Origin of the sequence: Novosphingobium barchaimii LL02 (assembly GCF_001046635.1) — a bacterium.
GTDB classification, from domain to species: Bacteria; Pseudomonadota; Alphaproteobacteria; order Sphingomonadales; family Sphingomonadaceae; genus Novosphingobium; species Novosphingobium barchaimii.
This window is the reverse complement of record NZ_KQ130452.1, coordinates 263,509-287,165: the sequence shown is the minus strand read 5'-3', so window position 1 is coordinate 287,165 and position 23,657 is coordinate 263,509. Positions and strand designations below refer to the sequence as shown.

Genomic DNA, 23,657 nt, shown 5'->3' with positions numbered 1-23,657 from the left:
CGGTGAAGCTGCGTATTATCCCTCGATCGGGATCAGAAAATCCATCGTGTAGCGCTTGGCCTTCCAGCCAGCAGCCGTGCGCACGACGTCGAAGTAATACCGGCCGTTGACAGTGATACCGCCGCCCGCCTTGTACTTGCCCATGCCGATCACATAGGCGCGGATCGACGCCGTATCACCGTCATAGGCGGTGATCGCGAAGTTGGTGAGGTAGTGCGCGTGCGCCGCCATCGCCTCGAAAGTGTCCTCGAAGAACTTGCGGATCTCGCCGTGGCCATTGAGGCTGGGGAAGCCGATGCCCGACAGGTCGAACACCGCGTCCTCCTCGAACACGGCGCAGATGCCGTCGAGGTCGTGCAGGCTGTCTACCGCGTGGGCGTAGGAGACGAGCAGGTCATGGATCGCCAGGCGATCTTCAACGGGGCAGGCAGTCATGTCGGCAACTCCTCTCGGGCCATCGTTTATTGCGCCTCGGCGGGGAAGCCGGGCCGGATGGGGTCGGTCACCCCGTCCCATTCGCGCGCCGCATCGGCTATGCGCGCGAAGAAATCGCCTTGCAGCGGGTTTTCCTCGATCAGTTCGATCATGCAGCCGATCGCGGCGCTGGTGTCGATGTAGCTGAAGCGGAAACCGCCGAAGCTGCCATCGACCGCTGCGGTAAAGCCCTGTTCGACGTAGCCGGCATAGGCCGCGTCATAATCGCCGGTGTAGATGGCAAGGTGGTGGAAGCCGCCCTGCCCCTTGGCGATGGTATCGCGGTAGGCCGAAGGATTGTCGCAGTGTTGCTGCACAAGCTCGATCTGCACCCCGCCCGACTGGGCGATGGCGACCGAGAAATCGAGGCCGCAAGCCGCCCGCCCCCGGTAATCGTACTCTTCCAGCACGATGCGCGGGACGTGGAAGAACGGCCCGATCCCGGCGGTCCGCGTCCAGTTCATGCAGGCGCTCTCGATGTCGTCGACCATCAATGCAACCTGCATGACGTGGGGTCCGGGCCGGCCGGGAACGAAGAGCATGGTCAGGCTGGCATTTCGCCCTTCACGTAGTCGTCGAGCAGTTCGTGGAAGCGCTGAATGCGCTTTTCCTGGCCGGGTAGATTGCAGCCCTTGAACCCGCGAGAGTTGAGGCCCTGCTGCTGAGTGGTGCCGATCGACAGGTCCTGATCGGCCACGTAGCCCACCGAGACACCGTCGCCGTAGACCGAGTGCCGCGACACCGCGTCATGTTCCAGCGGCAACATGCCCAGCGGCGTGAACACCTCCTTCATGCCCTCCACCGGCGGGTAGAGGCACCAATGCTGGAACACGCACTTTTCCGGGTCGGTGGGGTGCGGTTCGGTGCGCAGGACCTGAAGCTGCTCGGGGCTCATGGTCAGGGTGAGGTTGGGGAACAGGGTGCAGTGGAAATAGTCCACCAGCTGCTGATCACTCATGTTGTCGTAATTGGTGTAGCCGCGCCCCGGACCCAGCCGGCGCTTGGCCTCGATGATGGCTTCGCGCAGGTCGCCGGTCCGGCCGTTGTACGGTTCAGGATCGATGCCCCATGCGCGCGCCGCCTCGCCGAGGGGGGCGGGAACTTCGCTGGTGTGATAGTCGACGCGGGTGGTCGCCTGATGGCCCTTCATCCACATCGAGTTGTGACCCGAGGGGTACATCTCGAACAGGGTATCGGGCAGGCCGTCGTTGATGAAGGTCGCCAGTTCCGGGTGGATGGTGGGGAGGTGGTAGCTTTCGTTGAAATTGTCGCGAATGATCTTCCAGTTGAAATCCGCATCCGCCGACACCTTGAGCACGCGCACCCAGTTGTCGACGCCGTAGCCCTTCAGGCGCTCGGGCAGCGGCGCCATCCATTCGTGCAGCGGGGCGACGTCATCGTCCATGCACCAGAACACGAAGGGGCCCCAGGTCTCGCAGCGCAGTTCTGAAAGATGCAGGCGTCCGCAAGGCGTCCCGCCCTCGAAATCGTCCGGGTCCTGGACCTTGGCGAGCGTACCGTCGAGGTCGAAAGTCCAGCTGTGATAGGCGCAGGTGATGCGCATGACGCTGGCCTGTTCGCCCACGATCAGGCGGTTACCCCGGTGCGGGCAGGAATTGTAGAACGCCTTGATCGAATCGTCTTCCTGGCGAACCATGATGACCGATTCCTTGGCGAAGTTGTGGCGGATGATGTCGCCCGGCTCCTCCAGTTCGGCAAGCAGGCCGCCAAGGTGCCATACCTTGGGCCACAGATTCTTCATCTCGCCGTCCATCCACTCCTTGGAGATGTAACGGTCGGCGGTGATGGGATCGCCGCGCACGGGCATGTCGAAATCGGCTGAGTAGCGCGATGCCTGGGTCTGGATGTTCATGGGCTGGGTATCCTGTGGTTTCGCGTTTTTTTGTGATCGTTACTGGCTGGGATCGGCGCCGCGCCGGCCGCCTCTTGGCGCTACGGGGTTGGCCGCGAAGAAATCGAGTGTGCCGGGATCGTCCTTCACCCAGTCGGTGACGAGGACGCGGTTGACGATGCGCCAGTCGCCATCGCGGCAGGCATATTCGTCGAGGTAACGGCCGGAAATGAACAGGTCTCGCACACCGCCTTCGGGTGTGGGCAGGGAATGCCAGGCCTGGAAATACCATTCGCCGCTGGCCGTCTCGCCGGTGATCGCGATGCGCGACTGGCCGAGCAGGTGATGCGTTGCGCCCATGTCGGCAAGGAAGCCTTGCGCGAAATCGACGAAATCGTCGGCCGAGCCCTTCATCAGCCCGCAGTCGACAACGGCGTCATCGTGGAAGGCGGTGCGCTGGAGAACAGGGTCGAGCCGGTCCAGCCCGCGCATGTAGCGCGCCGCCGCGTCGGCGATGTCGCGCCGGGCGGCCAGATCGCGGACCTCGGCCTCAAGGTCGAAGCGGGCTTTCGTCGTCACTGCGTCCACGGGGCGAGCCTCGGGATGGAATTCGCGCGTGAATGGAACATGCCTTTTCAACTCTCCCGTTCCCGGCCAGGGCGCGTCTGCATTTTCGCGCGCCTCTGCCCATCCGCAGTTGTTTTGAAATAAACCGACTCAACTGCCGGTTTTTTATGCTACCTTATGGACCACTTGCTCACCTGCGACTTTGGCTAGGTTCGGGCGAGCGGCGAGAAGCGCAGCGCTGACGCCGGAAGGGGGAGAGATACTTGAAGGCACAGTCTCTGCAGGACCGGATGCTAAGCGCACTCTCGCCCGAGATGCACGCGCAGCCACCCGAAAAATGGCAGCAGCGCAAAAGCGCGCTCATGCGCGAACGGCTGGTGTCGGCAGCGATCGATTGCCTTGTCGAAGGCGGCTACCCCGGCCTGACCACCGCCGCCGTGGCCACTGCCTGCGAAGTGTCGCGCGGGGCTATGCACCATCACTTCCAGACTCGCATGGAACTGGTCTCCGCCGTGGTCGAACATGCCGTCTACCACCGGATGCGCACGTTCCTGGCCGACTACTTCGAGGCCGTTTCGCGCCGGGTGGAGGAGCCGATGATTGAGATGGCGGTCGAGGCGCACTGGCGCTCGGTCCAGACGCGCGATTATGCCGCTTGGGTCGAGCTGGCCGTCGCGGCACGCACCGACGGCGAGCTGGCCGCGATCTTCGAGCCTGCCGCGCGCCGCTACGACGCGGTCTGGACCAGCGAGATGATCGAGGCCTTCCCGCAGTGGCGCGAAGACTGGGACAACCTCAAGCTGGCGCACGACTTCACCAGCGCCATCCACATGGGCATGCTGCTCCACGCGCCGGTCTTCGGCACCGGGGAGCGGCTTGAACGCCTGCGCCATTTCGCCGCGCGCACCATGCAGCGGCTCAGCGAGGAACGCTGAAGGCGGTAGACCTGCCCGTCCCGTTCTCATCCTCCCCGTTCTCTCCAAAGTCACAGGTGTCCCTACGGCGCCTACTCTTCCAGACTTGGCCGGGATAACGATTCGAACCGGCCCCGTGCTTTGCCCGAGGCCCCAGAGAACTGAATCGAAGGAAGGAAACCTGATGGCGAACGTGGCAATCACCGGAGCAGCACGCGGAATCGCGTTTGAACTGGCCAAGCAGCACCTCGAACGCGGCGACCGAGTATTCGCCCTCGTGCGCAGTGCCGGCGGCGCCGATGCCCTCAACGACCTCGCCGCTTCGTCCGGCGGCAAGGTGACCGTCCATACGATGGATGTGGGCGACAGCGCTTCGGTAAAGTCCGGCGCTGCATCCACCGGCGATGACCCCATCGACATCCTCTACAACGTCGCCGGCGTGGTCGGTAAGGCCGAAGCCGATTTCGAGAACATCGACTGGGATGACTTCGACCAGTCGATCGAGATCATGCTGAAAGGCCCCTTGCGCGTTCTCAGCGCGTTCCTGCCCCGCCTTGGCGAGGGTTCGAAAGTCATCAACTTCTCCAGCCAGCTAGGCGCCTCGACCTGGCCCTACGGCGGCTATTGGGGGTATGCGGCGGCCAAGGCAGGACTGAACCGCATGATGCGCTCTATCGCGATCGACCTGAAGGATCGCGGCATCGTGGTTGGCGTGATCCATCCCGGCTACGTCTCGACCGACATGAGCGGCCCCGGCGCCGACATCACCCCGCAGGACAGCGCCTCCTCGATCATCGCCCTCACCGATGGCTGGGGCATCGAGGACACCGGCGAGTTCTACAAGTGGAACGGCGAAAAGCACGACTGGTAAGGAACGCAGCGATGGCATTCACCGGACCGCTGGAGGATCGCGTCCTCATTCGCGAACTTCTCGATACATATGCCCACGGCGTGATGACCCGCGACGTCGAAATCTGGGCCGCCACCTGGGCCGAGGACGCCTTCTGGGCCCTGCCCGAATTTCCCGATCTAGGCGGGTTCACCGGCAAGGCGGCGATCGTCGCCGGCTGGAGCGAATCGATGAAGCACTACGGCCTTGGCGGCGGCGCCGCGCGGCCGATGGTTTATGTCGCCCACCCCGGTGAAATCCTGGTGGACGGCGACCGGGCCACGGCGATCTCCTACACCTCGGAAATCTTCGAGGACCCGGCCACATCCAAAACCATGCGCCTGCGCGGCCGCTACGTCGATGAACTGGCGAAAGTGGACGGCCAGTGGCTGTTCACCCGACGCGAATATACCACCTTCGACGCGCGCGAGGACTAACGATCCGCGCAAAACAGGGCGCGCACCGACCAAGGTGCGCGCCGTGCTTCTCAGGTTCCGAGTTGCTCGAACATCCTACGTGAAGCGGCCGTGAGGTTCGCCATGATCGCGCCCTGCTTGCCTTCCACTTCGCTGAAGCGCAGCGGCTTGACGCGCTCAACGAGAATTTCCTCGGGCGTGGGATCCTGCGCGAACAGGCCCATCACCTCATCGCTGAATTCGCCCAGCGGTTGATAGCCTTCGCGGGTGCTCTGGCCCGGGGTGAGGTCGGTCTGCACCGCAGGCGGCGCCAGCTCGATCACTTCCACTCGCCCGCGCAGCATCTCGCGCAGAGACTGGGTGTAGCTATGCATCGCCGCCTTCGACGCGCTGTAGGTCGGCGTGCCTGAGAGCGGTACGAAAGCCAGCCCCGACGTGACATTGACGATCGCGCTGCCCTCCTGCGCGGCAAGGTGATCCACCAGAGCATCGATCAGACGGATCGGACCCAGCACGTTGGTCACCAGCGTCGCTTCCGCATCGCCAAGGTCGCGCGCGGTATCAACCCGTTCGTAGCGCATGATCCCGGCATTATTGACGAGCACGTTGAGCGCCGGGAAGTGCTCCAGAACCTGAGCGGCGAAGGCCGTAATGCCCTCTGCGCTTTCCACATCCAGCATCAACGCATGCATGTTCTCGCGGCCTTTGCATGCCGCCTCCAGCGTTTCCAGCCGGCGCCCGGCGACGATCACGACGTTGCCCTGATCGTGAAAACGCTGCGCCAGCGCCTCGCCGATGCCCGAACCGCCACCGGTCATCAGGATGGTGTTGCCAGTCATTTTCATAGGAACCTCCTTGGTTGACGTGATCGATGTAGCGCCCCACACACGAATGGTAAGAAGGCACCCCAAAGATTTATACTTACCCAAAAGAGAGCGACTATCCGATGGTGACAAGCATGTCCGACGGGATCGAACCCTCGACCAAGGCGCGTGAATCCGAGGTCATCGATCCACGCATCGAGGCCCTTGTGACCGAACTGATCGGCCGCGTCGCCGACAAGTGGACGATGATCCTGCTCGAGGTTTTCGAGGAACACGGAGAGCAACGCTTCACCCAGATCGCGCGGCTTGTGCCCGACATCAGTCAGAAGATGCTCACGCAAACCCTGCGCCGCATGGAACGCGACGGCATGATTACCCGGCACGTTCACGCTGTGGTACCGCCGCGCGTCGACTACGCCCTCACCCCGCTGGGATCGAGCCTGAGCGAAGCATTCTGCGGGGTGTGGGTATGGGCTGCGGCCAACCTCGACCGCGTCGAACGCGCGCGCGAAGACTTCGACGCGCGCTGAGGGGTTACCCCAGCATCGCACGAAATTGCGAGCGGGCTTTGGCGGGAAAGACGCACGGCCACAGAGACAAGCTTGCCTTCTAAAGGGCCGGCTGCGCTGATTTTACGCTTCAGAGCACTTGCCGGTCGGTCGCCGCCCCACACGGCGGCGGCGATACGACAAGGGCAAGAACGCCGCGCCGAAGAGCCTCAGGCAGCCATCTTCTTCTTCAGGCGCCAGGCATGGAGCAGTGGCTCGGTGTAGCCATTGGGCTGATCCACGCCCTTGAACACAAGGTCGCAGCCCGCCTGGAAAGCCATGCTGGTATCCCAATTGCCCGCCATCGGCTGATAGAGCGGATCGCCAGCGTTCTGGGCATCGACCTTGGCGGCCATGCGCTTCAGCGAATCCATCACCTGCTCGGGCGAGCAGACGCCGTGAAGCAGCCAGTTCGCCATGTGCTGGCTGGAAATGCGCAGCGTCGCGCGGTCCTCCATCAGGCCGACGTCGTTGATGTCGGGCACCTTGGAGCAGCCGACGCCCTGGTCGATCCATCGCACGACGTAACCGAGCAGACCTTGCGCATTGTTGTCGAGTTCCTCGCGGACCTCGTCCTCCGACCAGTTCGCCCCGTGCGCCAGCGGCACCTGCAGCAGCAGGTCGAGCCCGGGCACTTCCTGCGCGGCGATATCCTCGCGCAGACCGAATACGTTGACCTGATGGTAGTGCATCGCATGGAGCGTGGCGGCAGTGGGCGACGGCACCCAGGCGGTGTTGGCGCCTGTCTTCGGGTGGCCGATCTTCTGCGTCATCATGTCGCGCATCATGTCGGGCGCGGCCCACATTCCCTTGCCGATCTGCGCCACCCCCGAAAGGCCGTGGGCCAGCCCGATGGCGACGTTGCGCTTCTCGTAGGCGGCGATCCATGCGGACGCCTTGATGGCAGCCTTGCGGATCATCGGACCTGCCTGCATCGAGGTGTGGATCTCGTCGCCGGTGCGATCCAGGAAGCCAGTGTTGATGAAGACGATGCGTTCGCGCACGGCGTGGATGCAGGCAGCGAGGTTGGCCGAAGTGCGGCGCTCCTCGTCCATCACGCCGACCTTGATGGTGTGCCGGGCAAGGCCCAGAAGATCCTCGACCGCGTCGAACAGGTCGTTGGTGAAGGCGCATTCCTCCGGCCCGTGCATCTTGGGCTTGACGATGTAGATGCTGCCCTCGCGACTGTTGCCGTACTTCGTCAGCCCGCGCACGTCCTGCGCAGAAATGGCGCTGGTGATGACCGCGTCCAAAATGCCTTCGGGAATCTCGCCACCGCCAGGCAGCAGGATCGCCGGATTTGTCATCAGGTGACCGACATTGCGCACGAACAGCAGCGAACGCCCCGGCATCAGCGCCGCTTCGCCGCTCGGCAGGGTCACTTCCTTGTCGGGGGCCAGCGCGCGGGTCTGCGACTTGCCGCCCTTCTGGAAGGTGTCGGTCAGGTCGCCTTGGATCACGCCCAGCCAGTTGGCATAGGCCAGCACCTTGTCCGCCGCATCCACCGCCGCGATCGAATCTTCAAGGTCGACGATCGCGGTAAGCGCCGCTTCCAGCACGATATCGGAAATGCCGGCCTTGTCGGTGCTGCCGACCTGGGCTGCCGGGTCCACGACAACCTCGACGCCGAGGCCGTTGTTGATTAACAGCAGCCCTGCCGCCGTCTTGCCGACGAGCTGCGCTTCGTCAGCGAGTTCAAGGGCGGTAACATCCGCAAGATCGGCCCAGGAACCCGACTTGAGCGGCACTGCCTGATCAAGAAACGCACGGCCCGCAGCGATCACTGCCGCGCCGCGAGCCTCATCGTAACCTGTCCCTTGCGCCGGCGCGGCATCGAGCGCGTCGGTACCGTACCATGCATCGTAAAGGCTGCCCCAGCGCGCGTTCGCGGCATTGAGCAGGAAGCGCGCGTTGAGTACCGGGACGACCAGCTGCGGCCCGGCCATCGTCGCGATCTCGGGATCGACGCCGGTAGTGGTGACAGTGAAAACGCCCGGTTCCGGCACCAGATAGCCGATCTCGCGCAGGAACGCCTGGTATTCGGCCTGGTCGATCGGCCTGCCGGCACGGGCGCCGTGCCATGCATCGATCTGTGCCTGCAGCGAATCTCGGGTATCCAGCAGCGTACTATTACGCGGCGCATAGACGCTCAGAAGCTGCGCGAAGCCCTGCCAGAAGGCGGCGGCTTGTTGTCCGATCGAGGGCAATACCTGCTCTTCGACAAACCTGGCCAGCTTCGCGTCGACCTGAAGCCCGGAACGATCAACCCTGTCAGTCATACTTCCTCGCACTGGTTTGCGAACGCGCACGGCCGTGGATACGGCCTGCGGCGGTCAAGCTAATTACCAAATTGCCCTGGGGAAGGATCGGAAACGGCTATGGCCCAACCTCGCGCGATTCGCAACAGCGCCCAAAGTCCCGGTTCCATTGGTTATAATGGTGTCATGTGCCGGGACACCGGGATTTCACCGGATTTACAACAGCCGTCGGTAACCCTTACATTCCAGCATTCGTTAAGCATCGTATCCGGCGGGAACGCAGGGTTGGCACGAACGTTGCTGAGCAGTGGCCAGAACAAAGGGATGGAAATGCTCCGAAAGATCGGTCGCCTGTTTATCATCAAGACCAACTGGGAAGCGTACATGATAATCTACGCCCTGGCCTTGGGCGCGGTCGAGCGCGGTAGCGTGTATCTTACGCGGTTCCCGGGATTTGGCGGCAAGCTGCTGTTCCTGGCCTGCACCGGCGCGGTGTTCATGGCGGGCGCCAAGATTCTCGACTGCATCAAGTTCGAAAAGGCCGCCTTGCTGGAGCGGCAGGCCTCCTCAGCCTCCGCCTCGCCCATAATGGAGCGCGAGGCCGCCTGAACTCCCGGCAGCTCGCGCTGCTCAGAAGCCGCCGGGCGCCAACCAGCCAGCTACATAGCGCACGTCGATGATGGAAGGTGGGGTGATTCTGTTGACAGGCTCACCCCGGGCCCCTGGAATCCCTTCTGTTACCCGGCGGGCCCAGCCGTGTTCTAACTTTGTAACTTCAGGGCGTTAGCCCCTAGAATTACGCTGCGAGAGCAAGTGCGTCGTTGTCGTTGGCACTTATGAGTTTTGAGCCTTGAACGGGTTACTCAGCCCGGATGAAAACTACGCTTTTCAACACACGTCGATCCTAGTTCGGCCCCGTCATCACCCCCGCGACAACGGGGTGTTCCTGAAAGGAACGGGTGATGGTGGAGCCGCCGGGTACCGCCCCCGGGTCCGCTGCATCTATTGTACGTAACAATTTATCATCATATCCGGCCTAAGCCGGCAACTGCCCATATAGGGCCTTGATCCTGAATGTGAAGTGACCGCGTGAAAGAGCGCAGCGCCAACTTGGTCAGCGCCGCGCTCCGCTTGCGCTTACACCTTGTCCTTGCGCAGTTCCGCGAGGATTTCCTTCAGCGCATCGAGCTGCGGATCGGTCGGCGTTTCGGCTGCTGCCGTGGCATCCGCCTCGGCCTGTTCTTTCTTCATCGATTCTACCATCTTGTTGATCGAGCGCACCAGCATGAACAACACGGCGGCGATGATGAGGAAGTTCACGATCTGGGTAACGAACTCGCCGTAGCCGATCATAGCCACGCCGGCGGCCTTGAGCGCGGCATAGTCGCCCGGGTTGCCGGTGTATCCGGCCGGCACTTCGCCCAGCTGGACGAAATAGTTCGAGAAGTCGATGTCACCGAACGCCCAGCCGATCACCGGCATGATGACGTTTTCGGTGAGAGAGCTGACGATCTTGCCGAAAGCCGCACCGATCATCACACCGACCGCGAGGTCAAGCACGCTGCCGCGTGAGATGAACTTCTTGAATTCGTCGAATATTGCCATTCGCTTGAGTCCCTGTTTCGGCGATTGGGAGGGGGGATGCTCATTTTGACACACTCCTTGCCGTGCCTCAAACGTTTGTTAACCCTGTCGGTTTTCACCACGGCACCATGCTGCGCTTGATCCGTCATGGCGTATCGCTATCTATCGCTTGTGGAAGCCGTTTGCAGCGCCGACGGCCCAGTGGAGGAATCACCCCGATGTCGCTTTCCAACGCAGCCCGCCGTGGACGCACCGTACTGGCACTAGCGGCGGCCCTCTCGCTCGCCGCCTGCGGTTTCAACTCGGTTCCGACCAAGCAGGAAGCCGCCAAGGCCAAGTGGGCCGACGTCGAAGCCGCCTTCCAGGAACGCGCCAACCTGGTCCCTAACCTCGCCGCCGTAGCCAAGGGCGCCGCTGAGCAGGAGAAGGGCATCCTCGTAGGCGTCACCGAAGCGCGCGCCAAGGCCACGTCGATCCAGGTAAGCGGCGACGATCTGGGCGACCCCGCAAAGATGGAGCAATTCCAGCAGGCTCAGGCCCAGCTGGGTGCCGGCATCGGCCGCCTTCTCGCCAGCGTGGAAGCGTACCCCGAGGTGAAGTCCAACGCCAACTACCAGATGCTCCAGAGCCAGCTTGAGGGCCAGGAAAACCGCATCCGCATCACTATCCGCGACTACAACGCGGCGGTGCAGGATTATAACACCGAAGTGCGCACATTCCCCTCGATGATCGGCGCCCGCCTGCGCGGTGCGGACCCGCTGGTGCCGTACAAATCCGTCACGCCCGGCGCCGAAAAGGCCCCGGACCTCCAGGGCAAGCTCTGATCCGGTGACCCGCTTCCGGGCCGTCCTGACGGCCGCATTGCTGTCCCTGTGTGCCCTGCTTGCAGGGCCGCAGGCGTTTGCGCAGGCTGCCGGCCCCCAGTTTCCCAAACTGACCGGGCGCGTCGTCGATGCGGCCAACGTGATCCCTGCGACCGAGGAAGCGCAGCTGACGCAAAAGCTGGCGGCCCTGGAAACACAATCCCGCCGCCAGTTGGTGGTGGTGACGCTGCCCAGCCTGGGCGGCTACGAGATTTCCGACTACGGCTACCAGCTCGGCCGATACTGGAAAATCGGCCAGAAGGGCGACAACAACGGCACGATCCTGATCGTCGCTCCCAATGAGCGCAAAGTGCGCATCGAAGTCGGTTACGGCCTTGAGCCGGTGTTGACCGACGGTATGAGCTTCTTGATCATCAACAACCAGATCCTGCCTCGCTTCAAGGCGGGCGACATGCCCGGCGGCATCGCGGCGGGCACCGACGCGATCATCAAGCAGCTCACCCTGCCCCCGGAAGAAGCGCAGAAAATCGCCGCGCAGGCTGACAAACAGCGCGCAGAAGGTGGCGATGATCTGTCGATTGGCACGGTGATCTTCATTCTCGTCGTGATCTTTTTCTTCGTCCTGCCGATCATGCGCGCAGCCAGCGGCGGTGGGCGCCGGCGCGGCGGGTTCGGCGGCCCGATCGTCTGGCTCCCCGGCGGCCTCGGCGGCGGTTCCGGCAGCGGCTGGGGAGGCGGTGGCGGCGGCGACTGGGGCGGCGGTGGATTTGGCGGCGGCGGCGGCAGTTTCGGCGGCGGCGGTTCGAGCGGGAGCTGGTAGAACATGGCACGTCCCCGTTACCTGTCCGACGAGGACCACGAACGCATCCGTGCCGCCGTGGCCGAAGCCGAACTGCTCAGTTCCGGTGAGATCGTGACGATCCTCGCCGATCGTTCGGACGGCTATACAGACGTAGCGCTTGCGTGGTCGGCGCTGGTGGCGTTCCTGGCGCTCGGCATACTCGCCATCGCGCCTGAATTCTACATGGGCCTCTACGACCGGCTCATCGCCGACTGGGGGCACGAATGGACCCCGCGCATGATCCTCTCGCTGGCGCTGGGCGTGGCCAGCCTCAAGTTCGCAGGCATGTTGCTGCTCCAGCTGTGGCAGCCGCTCAAGTTCTGGATGATCCCTGCGCCGATCCGCACCATGCGCGTCCATGGCCGCGCCCTGCGCGCTTTCCGCATCGGTACCGAAAAGCGCACCACCGGGCGCACCGGCATCCTCATCTACATCTCGATGCGCGAACACCGCGCCGAGATCGTCGCCGACGAGGCAATCGCCGGCAAGGTCGAACCGGGCGTCTGGGCCGAGGCGATGCACGCCCTTCTCGCAGAACTGCGTGAGGGCCGGACCGCCGATGCGATGATCGCGGCCATTGGCAAGGTCGCCCCCGTGCTTGCCGCTCACGTCCCCCGCCTGCCGGGCGACGTCAACGAACTTCCCGACAGGCTGATCGAAGTATGACCTCGCAAACCCACGCACCTTCCAGTCACCACGACGCGGACCTCCCCGTCGAAACGATGTGGGAAGGCCGCTTCATCACCGCCCGGCGCCAAGGCCGCTGGGAATACGTGAGCCGCGCACGCGGCATCCGCGCCGCGGTGATCCTGGCCGTCGACGCGGAAGACCACGTCATCCTTGTCGACCAGTTTCGCGTGCCGCTGGGCAAGCGCTGCATCGAACTGCCCGCCGGTCTCGTTGGCGATGACGATAACAACGCCAACGAAGACGCTGCCATCGCCGCCGCCCGCGAACTGGAGGAGGAAACCGGCTACCACGCCGGGACAATGGAAAAGGTGGGCGAGTTCTTTTCCTCCCCCGGCATGGTCAGCGAAAGCTTCACCCTGTTCCGCGCGCAGGGACTGACGAAAGTGGCTGAAGGCGGCGGCGTGGAGGGCGAAGACATCATCGTCCACCGCGTCCCGCTCGCCGGAATCGAGCAGGCGTTGAAGGACTGGCGCGCCGAGGGTTATGCCGTCGACGTGAAGATCCTGACGCTGCTGGGACCGAAGCTGCTCGGCTGAAATGCGCACCCGCCCCGGCATCTGCCAGCGCAAGGCGCGTTACCCGAGTGAGGACGCCGCGCTGGAAATTGCGGCAAAGGCGCCCTTCCCGCTGCGCCCCTATCGCTGCGGGCTGTGCCGGCAATATCACCTGACCAGCCGCACCAAGGGCATGAAACTACCCGCATTCGAGCGGGAACGACGCGAAGCCGAAAGTTCCTCCCCATCGCCGCGCGACGAGGAGGAATTTAACCTTACAGGGTCGTGAAGATCGCGCCGAAGTCCTTGCCGCCGTTGCCAGCTTCCACGAACTGTTCGTAAATCTTCGTCGCATGCTCGCCCAGTGGCACAGCAGCGCCGGCCGTGCCTGCACCCGCCATCGCCAAACGCAGATCCTTAAGCATCAGCGCCGAAGCGAAACCGCCCGCATAGTCGTTGTCAGCCGGGCTGGCCGCACCCACGCCCGGAGCCGGGGTGTAATCGTTCAGAGACCAGCAGTAGCCGGTCGACTTCGAGCTGATCTCATAGAACTTCTGCGGATCGAGGCCCGCCTTCTCGGCCAGGGCCAAGGCCTCGCAGGTACCGATCATATGCACCGCCAGCAGCATGTTGTTGCACATCTTGGCGACCTGACCCGCACCGATCTCACCGGCGTGGATGACCGCCTTGGCCATCGGATCGAGCACGGCTTTGGCCTTCTCGAACGCGGCATCGTCGCCGCCGACCATGAAAGTGAGCGTGCCGCCATTGGCCGCCGCGATGCCGCCAGAAACCGGCGCGTCGACCATCTCGTAGCCCGCTGCGACGGCAAGTTCGGCAACTTCGCGCGCGGTCGCGAGGTCGATCGTCGAGCAATCGAGGAACAGCGCGCCGGCCGGAGCCTTGCCGATCACGTCCGCAGTGTAGACCGCTTTCACGATGCCGCCGTTGGGCAGCATGGTGACAACCGCGTCCACGCCCGCGACGGCGTCGGGAACGGCGGTGAAGGTGGTGCAGCCGTTCTCCGCAGCCTTGGCCAGCGCGTCAGGCGAAAGGTCGAAGGCCTGAACCTCATGGCCCGCCTTGACGAGGTTCGCGGCCATGCCGCCGCCCATGTTGCCAAGGCCGATGAATGCGATCTTCATGAGATTACTTTCCCTTCCAGACGCCGGGGCGCTTTTCAACAAAGGCGGTCATGCCTTCGACCTTGTCTTCGGTGGATGTCAGCACCTGGAACATGCGGCGCTCCAGCACGAGCCCGGTGTCCAGCGTGGTCTCGAACGCGAGGTTGACCATTTCCTTGTTCATCGTCGCTGCCAGCGGCGGCATCGCGGCGATGGCAGCGGCAGACTTCAGCGCGGTTTCCAGCAGCGATGCAAGCGGCACGACCTGGCTGACGAGGCCGGAACGCTCTGCTTCGGCGGCGTCCATCATGCGCCCGGTAAGACACATGTCCATCGCCTTGGACTTGCCCACGGCGCGGGTCAGGCGCTGCGAACCGCCCATGCCGGGAGCGACCCCCAACTTGATTTCGGGCTGGCCGAACTTGGCGTTATCCGACGCGATGATGAAGTCCGCCATCATCGCCAGTTCGCAGCCGCCGCCCAGTGCGAAACCGTTGACGGCAGCGATCCAAGGCTTGCGAGTGGTCTTGACGATCTGGCTGGTCCATCCGGCGAAGAAGTCCTCCGAATAGAACTGTGCGCTCGGCTTGTCGGCCATTTCCTTGATGTCGGCGCCGGCTGCAAAGGCCTTCTCTCCCGATCCGGTGAGGACCGCGCAGCCCTGGGACTTGTCGGCCTCGAAGGCGGCGAAGGCTGCGATCAGGTCAGTCAGAACCTGCGAGTTCAGCGCATTGAGCGCCTGCGGACGGTTGAGGGTGATGACGGTGACACCGCCCTGCTGCTCGACGAGGATCGTTTCGTAAGTGCTCATAGCGGCTTCCATTCCTCTTCAGGGGCAAGGGGCGCGAAGATCGCGTCCAGCATCTCTTCGGTCACGCCCTCAGGGGTGGCCGGGTTCCATTGGGGGTTCTGGTCCTTGTCGACGATCACCGCTCGCACGCCTTCGGCAAAGTCAGGCAACACGAGGACGCGGCCGCCCAGGCGGTATTCCATCGTCATGTTCTGCGCGAAGGTCTCAAGCCCTAGCGACGTTTCGAGCTGGCGCAGCGAAACCTTGCAGGCCTGCGGGCTCTTGCTGCGCAGGGTGGTGAGCTCCTTGGCCGCCCATTCGCTGTCATCACTTTCCAGCGAGGCCAGGACCTGCTCCAGCGTATCGAAGGCGAAATGCTTGCGGATCGCGCCGGCATGGGCGGCGATCCTCGGTTCGGGTGGGGTGACCGCCAGCGACGCGAGGACGGCGGCGATGTCTTCACCGGCGGCAATGCGCGCCTTGGCTTCGGGCAGTGCCTCGGCAGGCAGGTAATGGGTGGCCAGCCCGGCCCAGAGGCATTCAGCTCCGTCCAGCCGGGCACCGGTCAGCGCCATGAACTGACCAACCCGCCCTTCGAGGCGCGAGAGATACCAGCCGCCGCCTACGTCCGGGAACAGGCCAATGCCGGTTTCGGGCATGGCGAAGCGGGTGTTCTCGGTCGCAACGCGGAACTGCGCGGGCTGCGAGATGCCGACGCCGCCGCCCATCGTGAGGCCGTCCATGAACGCGACCACCGGCTTGGCGTAGGTAAAAAGCTGATGGTTGAGCTGATACTCGTCGAAGAAGAAGCGGCGGCCCGCCTCTCCCCCATCGGTGAGCGCCGACTGGCGTAGCAGGTTGATGTCGCCGCCAGAGCAGAAGCCGCGCCCTTCGGCGTGTTCGATTGTCACCGCCTTGACGGCGGGATCGTTCGCCCACTCGGTCAGCGCCGCGCTCATCGCGGTGCACATCCCTTGCGTAAGGGCATGGATGGCCTTGGGCCGGTTCAGCGCGATCACGCCGAGGACGCCCTCGCGCCGGGTCAGCAATTCGTCGGTCATGAAGCCCCCTGATTTACTTGAGCAGATCGCGGCCGATAATCATGCGCATGACCTCGTTGGTGCCTTCGAGGATGCGATGGACGCGCAGGTCGCGCCAGAAGCGCTCGATCGGATAGTCCTTGAGGTAGCCATAACCGCCGAAGATCTGCAGCGCGCGGTCCACCACCGAGGAGCCGGTGTCGCTGGCGAGCAGCTTTGCCATGGCGGCGAAGCGCGTCTTGTCCGGCGATCCGGCAGTGACCTTTGCGGCAGCCATATAGAGCAGCGCGCGGGCAGCCTCCAGTTCGGTCGCCATTTCGGCGAGGCGGAACTGGGTGTTCTGAAAGTCCGCAATAGGCTGATCGAACTGCTTGCGATCCTTGGAATACTGGATCGCCTCGTCGAGGCAGCGCTGCGCGCCGCCCAATGAGCAGGCACCTATGTTGATGCGTCCGCCGTCCAGGCCGGCCATCGCGAACTTGAAGCCGTCACCCTCGGCGCCGACGCGGTTCTCTGCCGGCACCCGGCAGTCCTCGAACACGACCTGCGCGGTGGGCGAGCTGTTCCAGCCCAGCTTCTTCTCGGGCGCGCCGAAGCTCATGCCCGGCGTGCCCTTGTCGACCACGAAGCAGGAAATGCCGCGCGACTTATGATCGCCGGTACGGGCCATCACCACGTAGACATCGTTGACGCCGCCGCCCGAGATGAACTGCTTGGTACCGTTGAGGACGTAGTGGTCGCCGTCCAGCCGCGCCGAGGTTTTCAGCGCAGCCGCGTCCGATCCCGAACCCGGTTCGGTGAGGGCGTAGGAGGCGATCTTCTCCATCGTCACCAGTTCGGGGAGATAGCGGTCCTTGAGCTGCTGGTCGCCGAACGTGTCGATCATCCAGGCGCCCATGTTGTGGATCGAGATATAGGCGCTGGTGGACGGGCAGCCGTAGGCCATCGCTTCCATGATGAGCGCCGCGTCGAGGCGGCCCAGACCGATGCCGCCGCCTTCCTCCGACACGTAGATGCCGCCGAAGCCCAGTTCGCCGGCAGCCTTCCACACGTCGACCGGATAGTGGTGCTTCTCGTCCCACTCGGCCGCGAAGGGGGTGATGCGGTCGGCGGTGAACTTTTGCGCGGTCTTCTGGATCGCGATCTGGTCCTCGGTCAGCCCAAATTGTTCGGTCATCTCTGCCCCTGTGTGTGTACCTGCCGTGACCTCGTCACGTACAGCGGGTGTATTTCAGCGGCCCGGGCATGGCGTCCTTGCCGTAGTCGCGGCGGATCAGCGTCTTGCCATCGTCCTGCGCATCGAGGACCACGTCCTGGTTCCAGCTCTGCCCTTCGCCCGTGTAGGCGAATGTGGCGCGGATGCGGCTTTCGCCCGCTTCCTTGATGGTGCCCAGCTTCGCCACTGATTCGTAGAACTTGAGCTGGTCCGCCGACACTTCCAGCAGCCCCTTGGCATCGCCCTTCGTGCTCGTGCAGTCCGCTGGGACGAGACCCCAGCGGCCACGCGCGGCTTGCGGAATTTCGTCCACTGAAGGGGTGCTGGCTGCAGGTTCGACGGCTTCGCTGGGCGAGACCGGCTCTTCCTGGAACACTTCCTCCGTCTGCGCCGCGGCGGGCTGCGAGGCAGGCGCCGCCGGCTCCTTCGAACAGGCAGCCAAGGCCAGCGCAGCGGTTACAGCGACAAGAGGAAGGGTGCGGTTCATCGGTCGTCTCCATTTCACGGTAGCCGGATAAAGGCCGAAGAAACGCTCCGCCCCCCTATCCGGTTGCCGTGAAAAGATCAGCCGACCAGCTCGATGATGTCCTTGCCGAACAGTTCGGCGTCCGACGGGATCACCTTGTTCTGCGCCAGCGGCTTGGACACCCAGGTCTCGTTGATGAGATCGCGCCAGGTGACGTTGTTGTTGGTGCCGTTGCCGCCCCACGAACCGCAGCCCAGCGAAAAGGTCTGGCGCATGCCATTCCACAAGTTGCCCGAATTCGAGGCGGACTGCGGCTGGTTCACCATCACGCGGCTGGTCTTGGTGCCTGCGGCCAGCTTCATGATGTTCTCGTCGCTGGTCGAATAGATGCCGCAGGAGTGGCCCTGGCCCTGATAGCCCTGGATCGCGTTGGTGAGACGGATCGCGTCTTCGATGTCCTTGGCACGGTAGAGCGCCATGGTGACGGTCATCTTCTCGCCCGAAAACTTGTAGTCCGGGCCGTAGCCGGTTTCCGGCACGATGAAGAACGCGGTGTTCTCGGGGATTTCAAACCCGGCATAGTCGGCGATGAACTGCGCCGACTGAGCGACGACCTTGGCGTTGATATGCTCGCCGTCTTCCCAGATCGCGTTCTGCAGCTTGGTCTTGTTCTCACCCTCGATCACGAAGCCGCCCTTGCCCTTGAGCTTTTCGAGCATAGCGTCGTAAATCGCGTCCAGCAGGACCACCGAGTTGTCCGAAGAGCAAGAAGCTGCGTAGTCGAGCGTCTTGGAAAGCAGGATCTTGGTAGCGGCATCGTCAAGGTCGGCGGTATCGTCGACGGTGATGACCGCGTTGCCCACGCCCACGCCCAGCGCCGGGGTACCCGACGAATAGGCCGCCTTCACCATCGGCGTGCCGCCGGTGGCGAGGATGCGGTCGCACTGCTTCATGACTTCGTTGGTCTTCTCGACCGAGGGAACCTCGATCGGGATCACGAGGTCGGCAGGCGCGCCCATCTTGACCAGCGCGTCGCGCATCAGATTGCAGATCTTGGCGTTGATCAGCTTGGCGCGCGGGTGCGGGCAGACGATGATCGAGTTGCGGCCCTTGACCGCGCTGATCGCCTTGATGACGGGGGTCGCTTCGGGATTGGTCGAGGGCGAAAGCGCACCGATCACGCCGACCGGCTTGGCCAGCTTGACGATGTTGCGAGCCGCGTCTTCTTCAATGATGCCCACCGACTTGTCGTCGATGATGTCGTACAAGGTGGCGCGGGTCTTCACCGAGATTTTCTTGAACTTGCCCTCGTAATTGCCGAGCTGGGTTTCCTCGACGGTTTCGCGGGCGATTTCCTCGTCCATGCCGGGCTTGCAGACGGCGTAGACCATGCCGCGGATCCAGGTATCGACCTGTTCCTGCGTGGCATTTTCGATCTGCGCCTGCGCCGCGCGCGAGCGCGCGACGATCGCGGCGACTTCGGCAGCGACGGGAGTTTCGGCGATGAGTTCAGCAGTAGCCATAGTGCATCTTCCCTTAATTGCGTGCAGGTGTCCGGCCCGGCCGGCCCCGCTGTAAGCAGGCATCCGGATCGCCGCTCGCGTATCGCGTTAGGCCATCCGCCACAGCTTCGTCCCCTGCACCTTTGGGCAGGCGGAGGCAAGTTTTTTAAGCGCGCGGTTAAACCTTGAAAGGTGCAAAAACATCAACCAACACCCCTTCCGATGCAACTTTCGTCGCGCTCGGTCGCGGCCCGGTTGACGCCCGGATTGCTGCAATGATCGCGTCCCGGACATTCTGCCATGAATGCCGCTACCCTCTTGCCCGCCACAAGGCTAACGGGCACTGGTACTGGCGATATCGAGATGGCGTACCCGCTGCGGCAGGCCAACCAGATCTCGCCGCCGTGAAACAGGAAAAGGTGTAAGCGCGTGAGTGTGACGACGATCGATCCGGCAGAATTCCGCAAGGTCCTGGGCAGCTATCCCACCGGCGTCTGCGTGATCACCGCAATGGACGAAGGCAAGCCCGCCGGCATGGTGGTGGGCAGCTTCACCTCTGTCTCGCTCGACCCGCCGCTGGTCGGCTTCTTCCCCGACAAGTCGTCCACCTCATGGCCGCTGATCGAGAAGGCGGGGCGTTTCTGCGTCAACGTCATGGGCAGCGACCAGCAGCACGTCTGCCGCTCCGTCGCCGCCAAGGGCGACGCGAAATTCGTCGGCGTGGAATACGTGATCTCGGACCACGACCTGCCGGTCATCAAGGATTCCATCGCGGCGATCGAGTGCAAGATGTACTCGGTCACCGAGGCGGGCGACCACTGGTTCGTACTAGGCGAGGTGCTGCGCATGGAAACCGTGCGCGAAGACGACCCGATGCTGTTCCACCGCGGCCGCTACGGCAGCTTCGCGGAGCAGATGTAAGCGTTCATCGCCAAGGCGGTTTGACTCTCCCGGCCCGGATACTGTTCAGATGTTCAGCATTTTCGATCCGGGAGAGACAATCGCATGACACGTTCGCTTGACGGCAAGGTTGCCGTGATCACCGGCGCGGGTTCCGGCATTGGCCGCGGCATCGCCCTACGGCTGGCCGAGGACAAGGCCGCCATCGCTGTCTGGGACCTGAACCCCGAAGGCGCCGCCGAAACCGTGAAACTGATCGAGGCGGCCGGCGGCAAGGCGCTGGCCATTGTCGCGGATTGCTCCGACAAGGCCGCGATTAGGGCCGCAGCGGACGAGACCCGCGCAAAATTCGGCCCCATCACGATCCTCGTGAACAATGCCGGTATCGCCCCGTTCACGCCGTTCATGGATATCCCGGAAGACGAATTCGACAAGGTCATCCGCATAAACCTCAAGGGGCCGTGGCTGGTCACCCGCGAGATCGTGCCCGACATGCTTGCCGCGCAGTGGGGCCGCATCATCAATATCACCTCGTCCTCGACCCAATCAGGCTCCTTCGCGCAGAGCCACTATGTCGCCTCCAAGGGCGGACTGCTGGGCCTGACCAAGGCGCTCGCATTGGAACTGGGCAAGACCGGCATCACCGCCAACATGATCCCACCCGGCTCGATCGACACCCCGATGCTTCGCAGCGCCCCCATCGACGCGGAGGCTTACGGTGCCTCGCTCCCGGTGGGCCGTCTGGGTCAAGTCGCCGATATCGCGGCAGCAGCCGCCTTCCTCGCCTCCGAGGAAGCCAGCTATATGACCGGGCAGACGATCAGCACCAACGGCGGGCGCTACATGGGCTCTGCCTGAGCATTGCGCCGTCACGGACCCGATCCGGGACGGCGCTTCCACTCTCCCCGAACCGGCGCTAGCCTGCGCGGATGGATTTCGAACCCTTCACTCTTGAACTTGGCAGCGCCGCACTTTCTGGCACCGCGCGAAAGGGAGCGGGCACGCCGCTGGTTCTCGTCCACGGCTTCGGCGGCTCCCGGCAGGACTGGCAGCCGCTGATCGCCGCCCTTCCCGCTAACCGCCCTCTGATCGCCTACGACCAGCGCGGATTCGGGGAATCGCAGGCAGACGCCGGGACGCCCTTCTCCCACGCCGATGACCTGCTCGCCCTGCTCGGCGCGCTGGAAATCGCGCAGGCGGACTTGTGCGGTATGTCGCTGGGCGGTGCCACTGCCCTCAACTTCGCGCTCAACCGCCCCGAGCGGGTGCGCCGACTGGTGCTCATCAGTCCGCTGATGGTGGGCTGGTCGTGGACGAGCGAGTGGATCGAGCGCTGGAAGACGATCGGCCGCGCCGCCCGCTCCGGTGACATCGCGCTGGCCCGCGACTTGTGGTGGTGCCATCCGCTGTTCGATACCTTGCGCGAAGCCCCGGCAGGCGGCGCCATGCAAACTTCGATCGAAGCCTATCACGGCCGCCAGTGGGTGCAGGACGACCAGCGCCCCGCCCTCCCCGACATCGACCGGCTGGCAAACCTGTCGATGCCTGCGCTGCTCCTCGCCGGAGAGCGCGACACCGAGGATTTCCGCCTCATTGCAAAAGTGATCGCGGCCATGGGCCAGCAGGTTACCTGCATCGACCACGCGGGCGTAGGCCATATGCTCAACCTCGAAATCCCGGAAGTGATCGCGGGGGAAATCGAGAGCTTCCTTTCAGCCTAGAAGCCGGCTTGGGGACGCCAAAATGGCCCGTGTCGCCAGGCAGACGACAAGGTAATACCCGAACGTCGCTGCGATGAGTCCGTGGGCGATATTGACGCAGGCCGCGCAGCACCGGACTGATCTCCCTGAGAACCGGGAGAGCGACACATGAACCCACCGCGGCCGAGGCCCAGACTGGACCAGGAAAATTCCGCCTTCTGGACCGGCGGCGCGCAAGGGCACCTCAACATCGCGAAGTGCGGCGACTGCGGCCAATATACCCACCCGCCGCGCATCATCTGCCGACACTGCCAATCGGAGAACATTGCCTCCGATTCAGTCGCTGGCACCGGCGTGATAGACACGTTCACGATCAACCATCAGCCTTGGGCCAAGGGGCTGGAAGTGCCCTTCGTCATCGCGCGCGTGGCGCTCGACGGCGTGCCGGGGGTCTATCTCACCACCAACATCGTCAACTGCCCGGTCGATGCCGTGGCGTTCGGCGACGCGGTGAAAGTCGTGTTCGAAGAACAGGACGGCGTGTTCTACCCACTTTTCGAGAAGGTCGCCTGATGGCCAGCAAGGAAGCCTACATCACCGGCATCGGCCAGTCCGAAGTCGGCGTACGCCTGCCGCGCCATCCGCTGCTGTTGACGCTGGACGCCGCGAAGGAGGCCATCGCCGAGGCCGGCCTCACCTTCGACCAGATCGACGGCGTGTTCTCATTCCCCGGCAAGAGCCACGGCTACCTCGCCTTCTCGCCGGTGGGCACGGACGAGATCATCGAGGCTCTGGGTATAAAGTCCAAGTGGCATATGGGCGGCATGGAGCAACCCGCACAGCTTTCCGCCATCGGGATGGCCTCATGGGCGGTGAAGCAAGGCATCTGCCGCCATGTCCTGTGCTTCCGCACCGTTTACGAGGCTGGCGGCATAGCCGATCCGGCGCAATACATGCCCGCCCGTTCGGAGACTGTCTCGGGCGCGTCGCAGTGGACCAGCCCGTTCTGGGCGACTTCGGCGGCCTGCTGGACGGCACAGTACGCCGCGCGCCACGTCCACCAGTACGGGCTGACCCGCGAGCAGCTGGGGCAGATCGCCATCAACGGTTCGAAAAACGCGATGCTCAACCCGCGCGCCCGGGCGATCACCAGGGAGGAGCTGACGCTCGACAAGTACTTGGACGCGCGGATGATTTCCACGCCCCTGTGCCTCTACGACTGCGACCGTTTTTCCGATGCCTCCACCGTTGTCATCGTCTCGGCAGGCGACGCGCTGGACGAGATCAGGTGCGAGCCGATCCGCATCGCCGCAATGTCCGGCTCGGTCGATCGCTATTCGTGGGACCAGGTCGAATGGCCCGCCGCCTACGATGCAGGCCGCGACCTTTGGACGCGCACCGACTATACCCCCGCCGATGTCGACACCGTGCAGTTCTACGACGGTTTCGCGTTCCTACCGATCACCTGGCTGGAAGGCCTTGGCTTCTGCGAGAAAGGCGAAGGCGGCCGGTTTATCGAGGGCGGCACCCGGATCGCGCGTGACGGGCAGCTTCCGCTCAATACGGCGGGCGGCCAGCTCGGCGCAGGGCGCCTCCACGGCTTCGGCTTTGCGCACGAGGCAGTGACGCAGCTTCGCGGACGGGCCGGCGAGCGGCAGATTCCGGGCGATCCCCGCGTTGCGGTGGCGACGTCGGGCGGCGGTCCGCTGGCAGCCGCGCTGCTACTTACGAAGGACTGAGGTTC

General features: G+C 63.9%; 28 protein-coding genes and 1 other RNA gene. 15 read left to right on the top strand and 14 right to left on the bottom strand.

What is annotated here, in order from left to right; genetic code table 11:
* Positions 1–15: 15 nt before the first annotated feature.
* From V474_RS01405 to V474_RS01390, 4 genes are read right to left on the bottom strand one after another with little or no spacing between them, the layout of a single operon-like run.
* Positions 16–435, bottom strand: a complete 420-nt coding sequence (locus V474_RS01405) for a nuclear transport factor 2 family protein (protein ID WP_059149784.1) — start codon at positions 433–435, stop codon at positions 16–18.
* A gap of 26 nt (positions 436–461) precedes the next feature.
* Positions 462–980: a VOC family protein gene (locus V474_RS01400; protein ID WP_059150718.1), complete on the bottom strand. Its 519-nt coding sequence runs from the start codon at positions 978–980 to the stop codon at positions 462–464.
* A gap of 38 nt (positions 981–1,018) precedes the next feature.
* Positions 1,019–2,347: an aromatic ring-hydroxylating oxygenase subunit alpha gene (locus V474_RS01395; RefSeq protein WP_059149783.1), complete on the bottom strand. Its 1,329-nt coding sequence runs from the start codon at positions 2,345–2,347 to the stop codon at positions 1,019–1,021.
* 39 nt (positions 2,348–2,386) lie between these two features.
* Complete coding sequence (locus tag V474_RS01390) at positions 2,387–2,965, bottom strand: nuclear transport factor 2 family protein (RefSeq protein WP_236710505.1); 579 nt, start codon at positions 2,963–2,965, stop codon at positions 2,387–2,389.
* Between the two features lie 191 nt (positions 2,966–3,156).
* On the opposite strand from V474_RS01390, the gene V474_RS01385 reads away from it, so the two are divergent.
* The 3 genes from V474_RS01385 to V474_RS01375 all read left to right on the top strand — a co-directional run bounded on the left by V474_RS01385 (position 3,157) and on the right by V474_RS01375 (position 5,133).
* The gene (locus V474_RS01385) at positions 3,157–3,828 is read left to right on the top strand and encodes a TetR/AcrR family transcriptional regulator (protein ID WP_059149782.1); all 672 of its coding nucleotides are present in this window, start codon (positions 3,157–3,159) and stop codon (positions 3,826–3,828) included.
* Between the two features lie 163 nt (positions 3,829–3,991).
* Positions 3,992–4,678: an SDR family oxidoreductase gene (locus V474_RS01380; protein WP_059149781.1), complete on the top strand. Its 687-nt coding sequence runs from the start codon at positions 3,992–3,994 to the stop codon at positions 4,676–4,678.
* 11 nt (positions 4,679–4,689) lie between these two features.
* Positions 4,690–5,133, top strand: coding sequence for a nuclear transport factor 2 family protein (locus V474_RS01375; RefSeq protein ID WP_059149780.1), 444 nt, complete (start codon positions 4,690–4,692; stop codon positions 5,131–5,133).
* Positions 5,134–5,183: 50 nt separating this feature from the next.
* Here V474_RS01375 and V474_RS01370 read toward each other — a convergent pair whose 3' ends face one another.
* Complete coding sequence (locus V474_RS01370) at positions 5,184–5,957, bottom strand: SDR family oxidoreductase (protein ID WP_059149779.1); 774 nt, start codon at positions 5,955–5,957, stop codon at positions 5,184–5,186.
* A gap of 113 nt (positions 5,958–6,070) precedes the next feature.
* Between V474_RS01370 and V474_RS01365 the strand changes: the two genes are divergently transcribed.
* The gene (locus tag V474_RS01365) at positions 6,071–6,466 is read left to right on the top strand and encodes a winged helix-turn-helix transcriptional regulator (protein WP_236710503.1); all 396 of its coding nucleotides are present in this window, start codon (positions 6,071–6,073) and stop codon (positions 6,464–6,466) included.
* A gap of 188 nt (positions 6,467–6,654) precedes the next feature.
* Here V474_RS01365 and V474_RS01360 read toward each other — a convergent pair whose 3' ends face one another.
* A complete protein-coding gene (locus V474_RS01360) occupies positions 6,655–8,763 on the bottom strand; it encodes a malate synthase G (protein ID WP_059149777.1) in 2,109 nt (702 codons plus the stop codon).
* Positions 8,764–9,072: 309 nt separating this feature from the next.
* Here V474_RS01360 and V474_RS01355 point away from each other — a divergent pair, with 309 nt between their 5' ends.
* The gene (locus V474_RS01355; RefSeq protein ID WP_059150716.1) at positions 9,073–9,351 is read left to right on the top strand and encodes a hypothetical protein; all 279 of its coding nucleotides are present in this window, start codon (positions 9,073–9,075) and stop codon (positions 9,349–9,351) included.
* A 114-nt stretch (positions 9,352–9,465) separates the two neighbouring features.
* Here the strand turns inward: V474_RS01355 and ssrA are convergent.
* Together ssrA and mscL are read right to left on the bottom strand one after the other, a co-directional pair.
* Positions 9,466–9,827: a transfer-messenger RNA gene (ssrA, locus tag V474_RS01350) on the bottom strand.
* 52 nt (positions 9,828–9,879) lie between these two features.
* Positions 9,880–10,347, bottom strand: coding sequence for a large conductance mechanosensitive channel protein MscL (gene mscL, locus V474_RS01345; protein WP_059149776.1), 468 nt, complete (start codon positions 10,345–10,347; stop codon positions 9,880–9,882).
* Between the two features lie 197 nt (positions 10,348–10,544).
* On the opposite strand from mscL, the gene V474_RS01340 reads away from it, so the two are divergent.
* From V474_RS01340 to V474_RS01320, 5 genes are read left to right on the top strand one after another with little or no spacing between them, the layout of a single operon-like run.
* Positions 10,545–11,150, top strand: coding sequence for a LemA family protein (locus V474_RS01340; RefSeq protein WP_059149775.1), 606 nt, complete (start codon positions 10,545–10,547; stop codon positions 11,148–11,150).
* Positions 11,151–11,154: 4 nt separating this feature from the next.
* Positions 11,155–11,970 carry a TPM domain-containing protein gene (locus tag V474_RS01335; protein WP_059149774.1) on the top strand — a complete coding sequence of 272 codons (816 nt, stop codon included), beginning with the start codon at positions 11,155–11,157 and terminating at the stop codon, positions 11,968–11,970.
* A 3-nt stretch (positions 11,971–11,973) separates the two neighbouring features.
* Positions 11,974–12,657, top strand: coding sequence for a TPM domain-containing protein (locus V474_RS01330; RefSeq protein ID WP_059149773.1), 684 nt, complete (start codon positions 11,974–11,976; stop codon positions 12,655–12,657).
* The gene (locus V474_RS01325; RefSeq protein ID WP_059149772.1) at positions 12,654–13,217 is read left to right on the top strand and encodes an NUDIX hydrolase; all 564 of its coding nucleotides are present in this window, start codon (positions 12,654–12,656) and stop codon (positions 13,215–13,217) included. The genes V474_RS01330 and V474_RS01325 overlap by 4 nt, the downstream gene beginning before the upstream one ends.
* Position 13,218: 1 nt before the next feature.
* Positions 13,219–13,464: a hypothetical protein gene (locus V474_RS01320; RefSeq protein ID WP_059149771.1), complete on the top strand. Its 246-nt coding sequence runs from the start codon at positions 13,219–13,221 to the stop codon at positions 13,462–13,464.
* Here the strand turns inward: V474_RS01320 and mmsB are convergent.
* From mmsB to V474_RS01290, 6 genes are all read right to left on the bottom strand, one after another.
* On the bottom strand, positions 13,451–14,320 hold the full coding sequence (mmsB, locus tag V474_RS01315) for a 3-hydroxyisobutyrate dehydrogenase (RefSeq protein WP_059149770.1): 870 nt from the start codon (positions 14,318–14,320) through the stop codon (positions 13,451–13,453). The genes V474_RS01320 and mmsB overlap by 14 nt on opposite strands.
* Positions 14,321–14,324: 4 nt before the next feature.
* A complete protein-coding gene (locus V474_RS01310) occupies positions 14,325–15,110 on the bottom strand; it encodes an enoyl-CoA hydratase-related protein (RefSeq protein ID WP_059149769.1) in 786 nt (261 codons plus the stop codon).
* Positions 15,107–16,150, bottom strand: a complete 1,044-nt coding sequence (locus V474_RS01305; RefSeq protein ID WP_059149768.1) for an enoyl-CoA hydratase/isomerase family protein — start codon at positions 16,148–16,150, stop codon at positions 15,107–15,109. Before V474_RS01305 ends, V474_RS01310 begins: the two co-directional genes overlap by 4 nt.
* Positions 16,151–16,163: 13 nt before the next feature.
* The gene (locus V474_RS01300) at positions 16,164–17,306 is read right to left on the bottom strand and encodes an acyl-CoA dehydrogenase family protein (protein WP_059149767.1); all 1,143 of its coding nucleotides are present in this window, start codon (positions 17,304–17,306) and stop codon (positions 16,164–16,166) included.
* 34 nt (positions 17,307–17,340) lie between these two features.
* Positions 17,341–17,832, bottom strand: a complete 492-nt coding sequence (locus tag V474_RS01295; RefSeq protein ID WP_059149766.1) for a hypothetical protein — start codon at positions 17,830–17,832, stop codon at positions 17,341–17,343.
* Between the two features lie 77 nt (positions 17,833–17,909).
* Positions 17,910–19,334 carry an aldehyde dehydrogenase family protein gene (locus tag V474_RS01290; protein WP_059149765.1) on the bottom strand — a complete coding sequence of 475 codons (1,425 nt, stop codon included), beginning with the start codon at positions 19,332–19,334 and terminating at the stop codon, positions 17,910–17,912.
* 408 nt (positions 19,335–19,742) lie between these two features.
* Between V474_RS01290 and V474_RS01285 the strand changes: the two genes are divergently transcribed.
* The 5 genes from V474_RS01285 (at position 19,743) to V474_RS01265 (ending at position 23,652) form a co-directional block, all read left to right on the top strand.
* Entirely contained in the window at positions 19,743–20,234 is a 492-nt protein-coding gene (locus V474_RS01285; protein ID WP_059149764.1) for a flavin reductase family protein, read from the top strand.
* Between the two features lie 84 nt (positions 20,235–20,318).
* Positions 20,319–21,071, top strand: a complete 753-nt coding sequence (locus tag V474_RS01280) for an SDR family NAD(P)-dependent oxidoreductase (protein ID WP_059149763.1) — start codon at positions 20,319–20,321, stop codon at positions 21,069–21,071.
* Positions 21,072–21,142: 71 nt separating this feature from the next.
* Entirely contained in the window at positions 21,143–21,934 is a 792-nt protein-coding gene (locus tag V474_RS01275) for an alpha/beta fold hydrolase (protein WP_059149762.1), read from the top strand.
* Positions 21,935–22,081: 147 nt separating this feature from the next.
* Positions 22,082–22,486 carry a Zn-ribbon domain-containing OB-fold protein gene (locus V474_RS01270; RefSeq protein ID WP_059149761.1) on the top strand — a complete coding sequence of 135 codons (405 nt, stop codon included), beginning with the start codon at positions 22,082–22,084 and terminating at the stop codon, positions 22,484–22,486.
* Positions 22,486–23,652: a thiolase family protein gene (locus V474_RS01265; RefSeq protein ID WP_059149760.1), complete on the top strand. Its 1,167-nt coding sequence runs from the start codon at positions 22,486–22,488 to the stop codon at positions 23,650–23,652. Before V474_RS01270 ends, V474_RS01265 begins: the two co-directional genes overlap by 1 nt.
* Positions 23,653–23,657 lie beyond the last annotated feature (5 nt).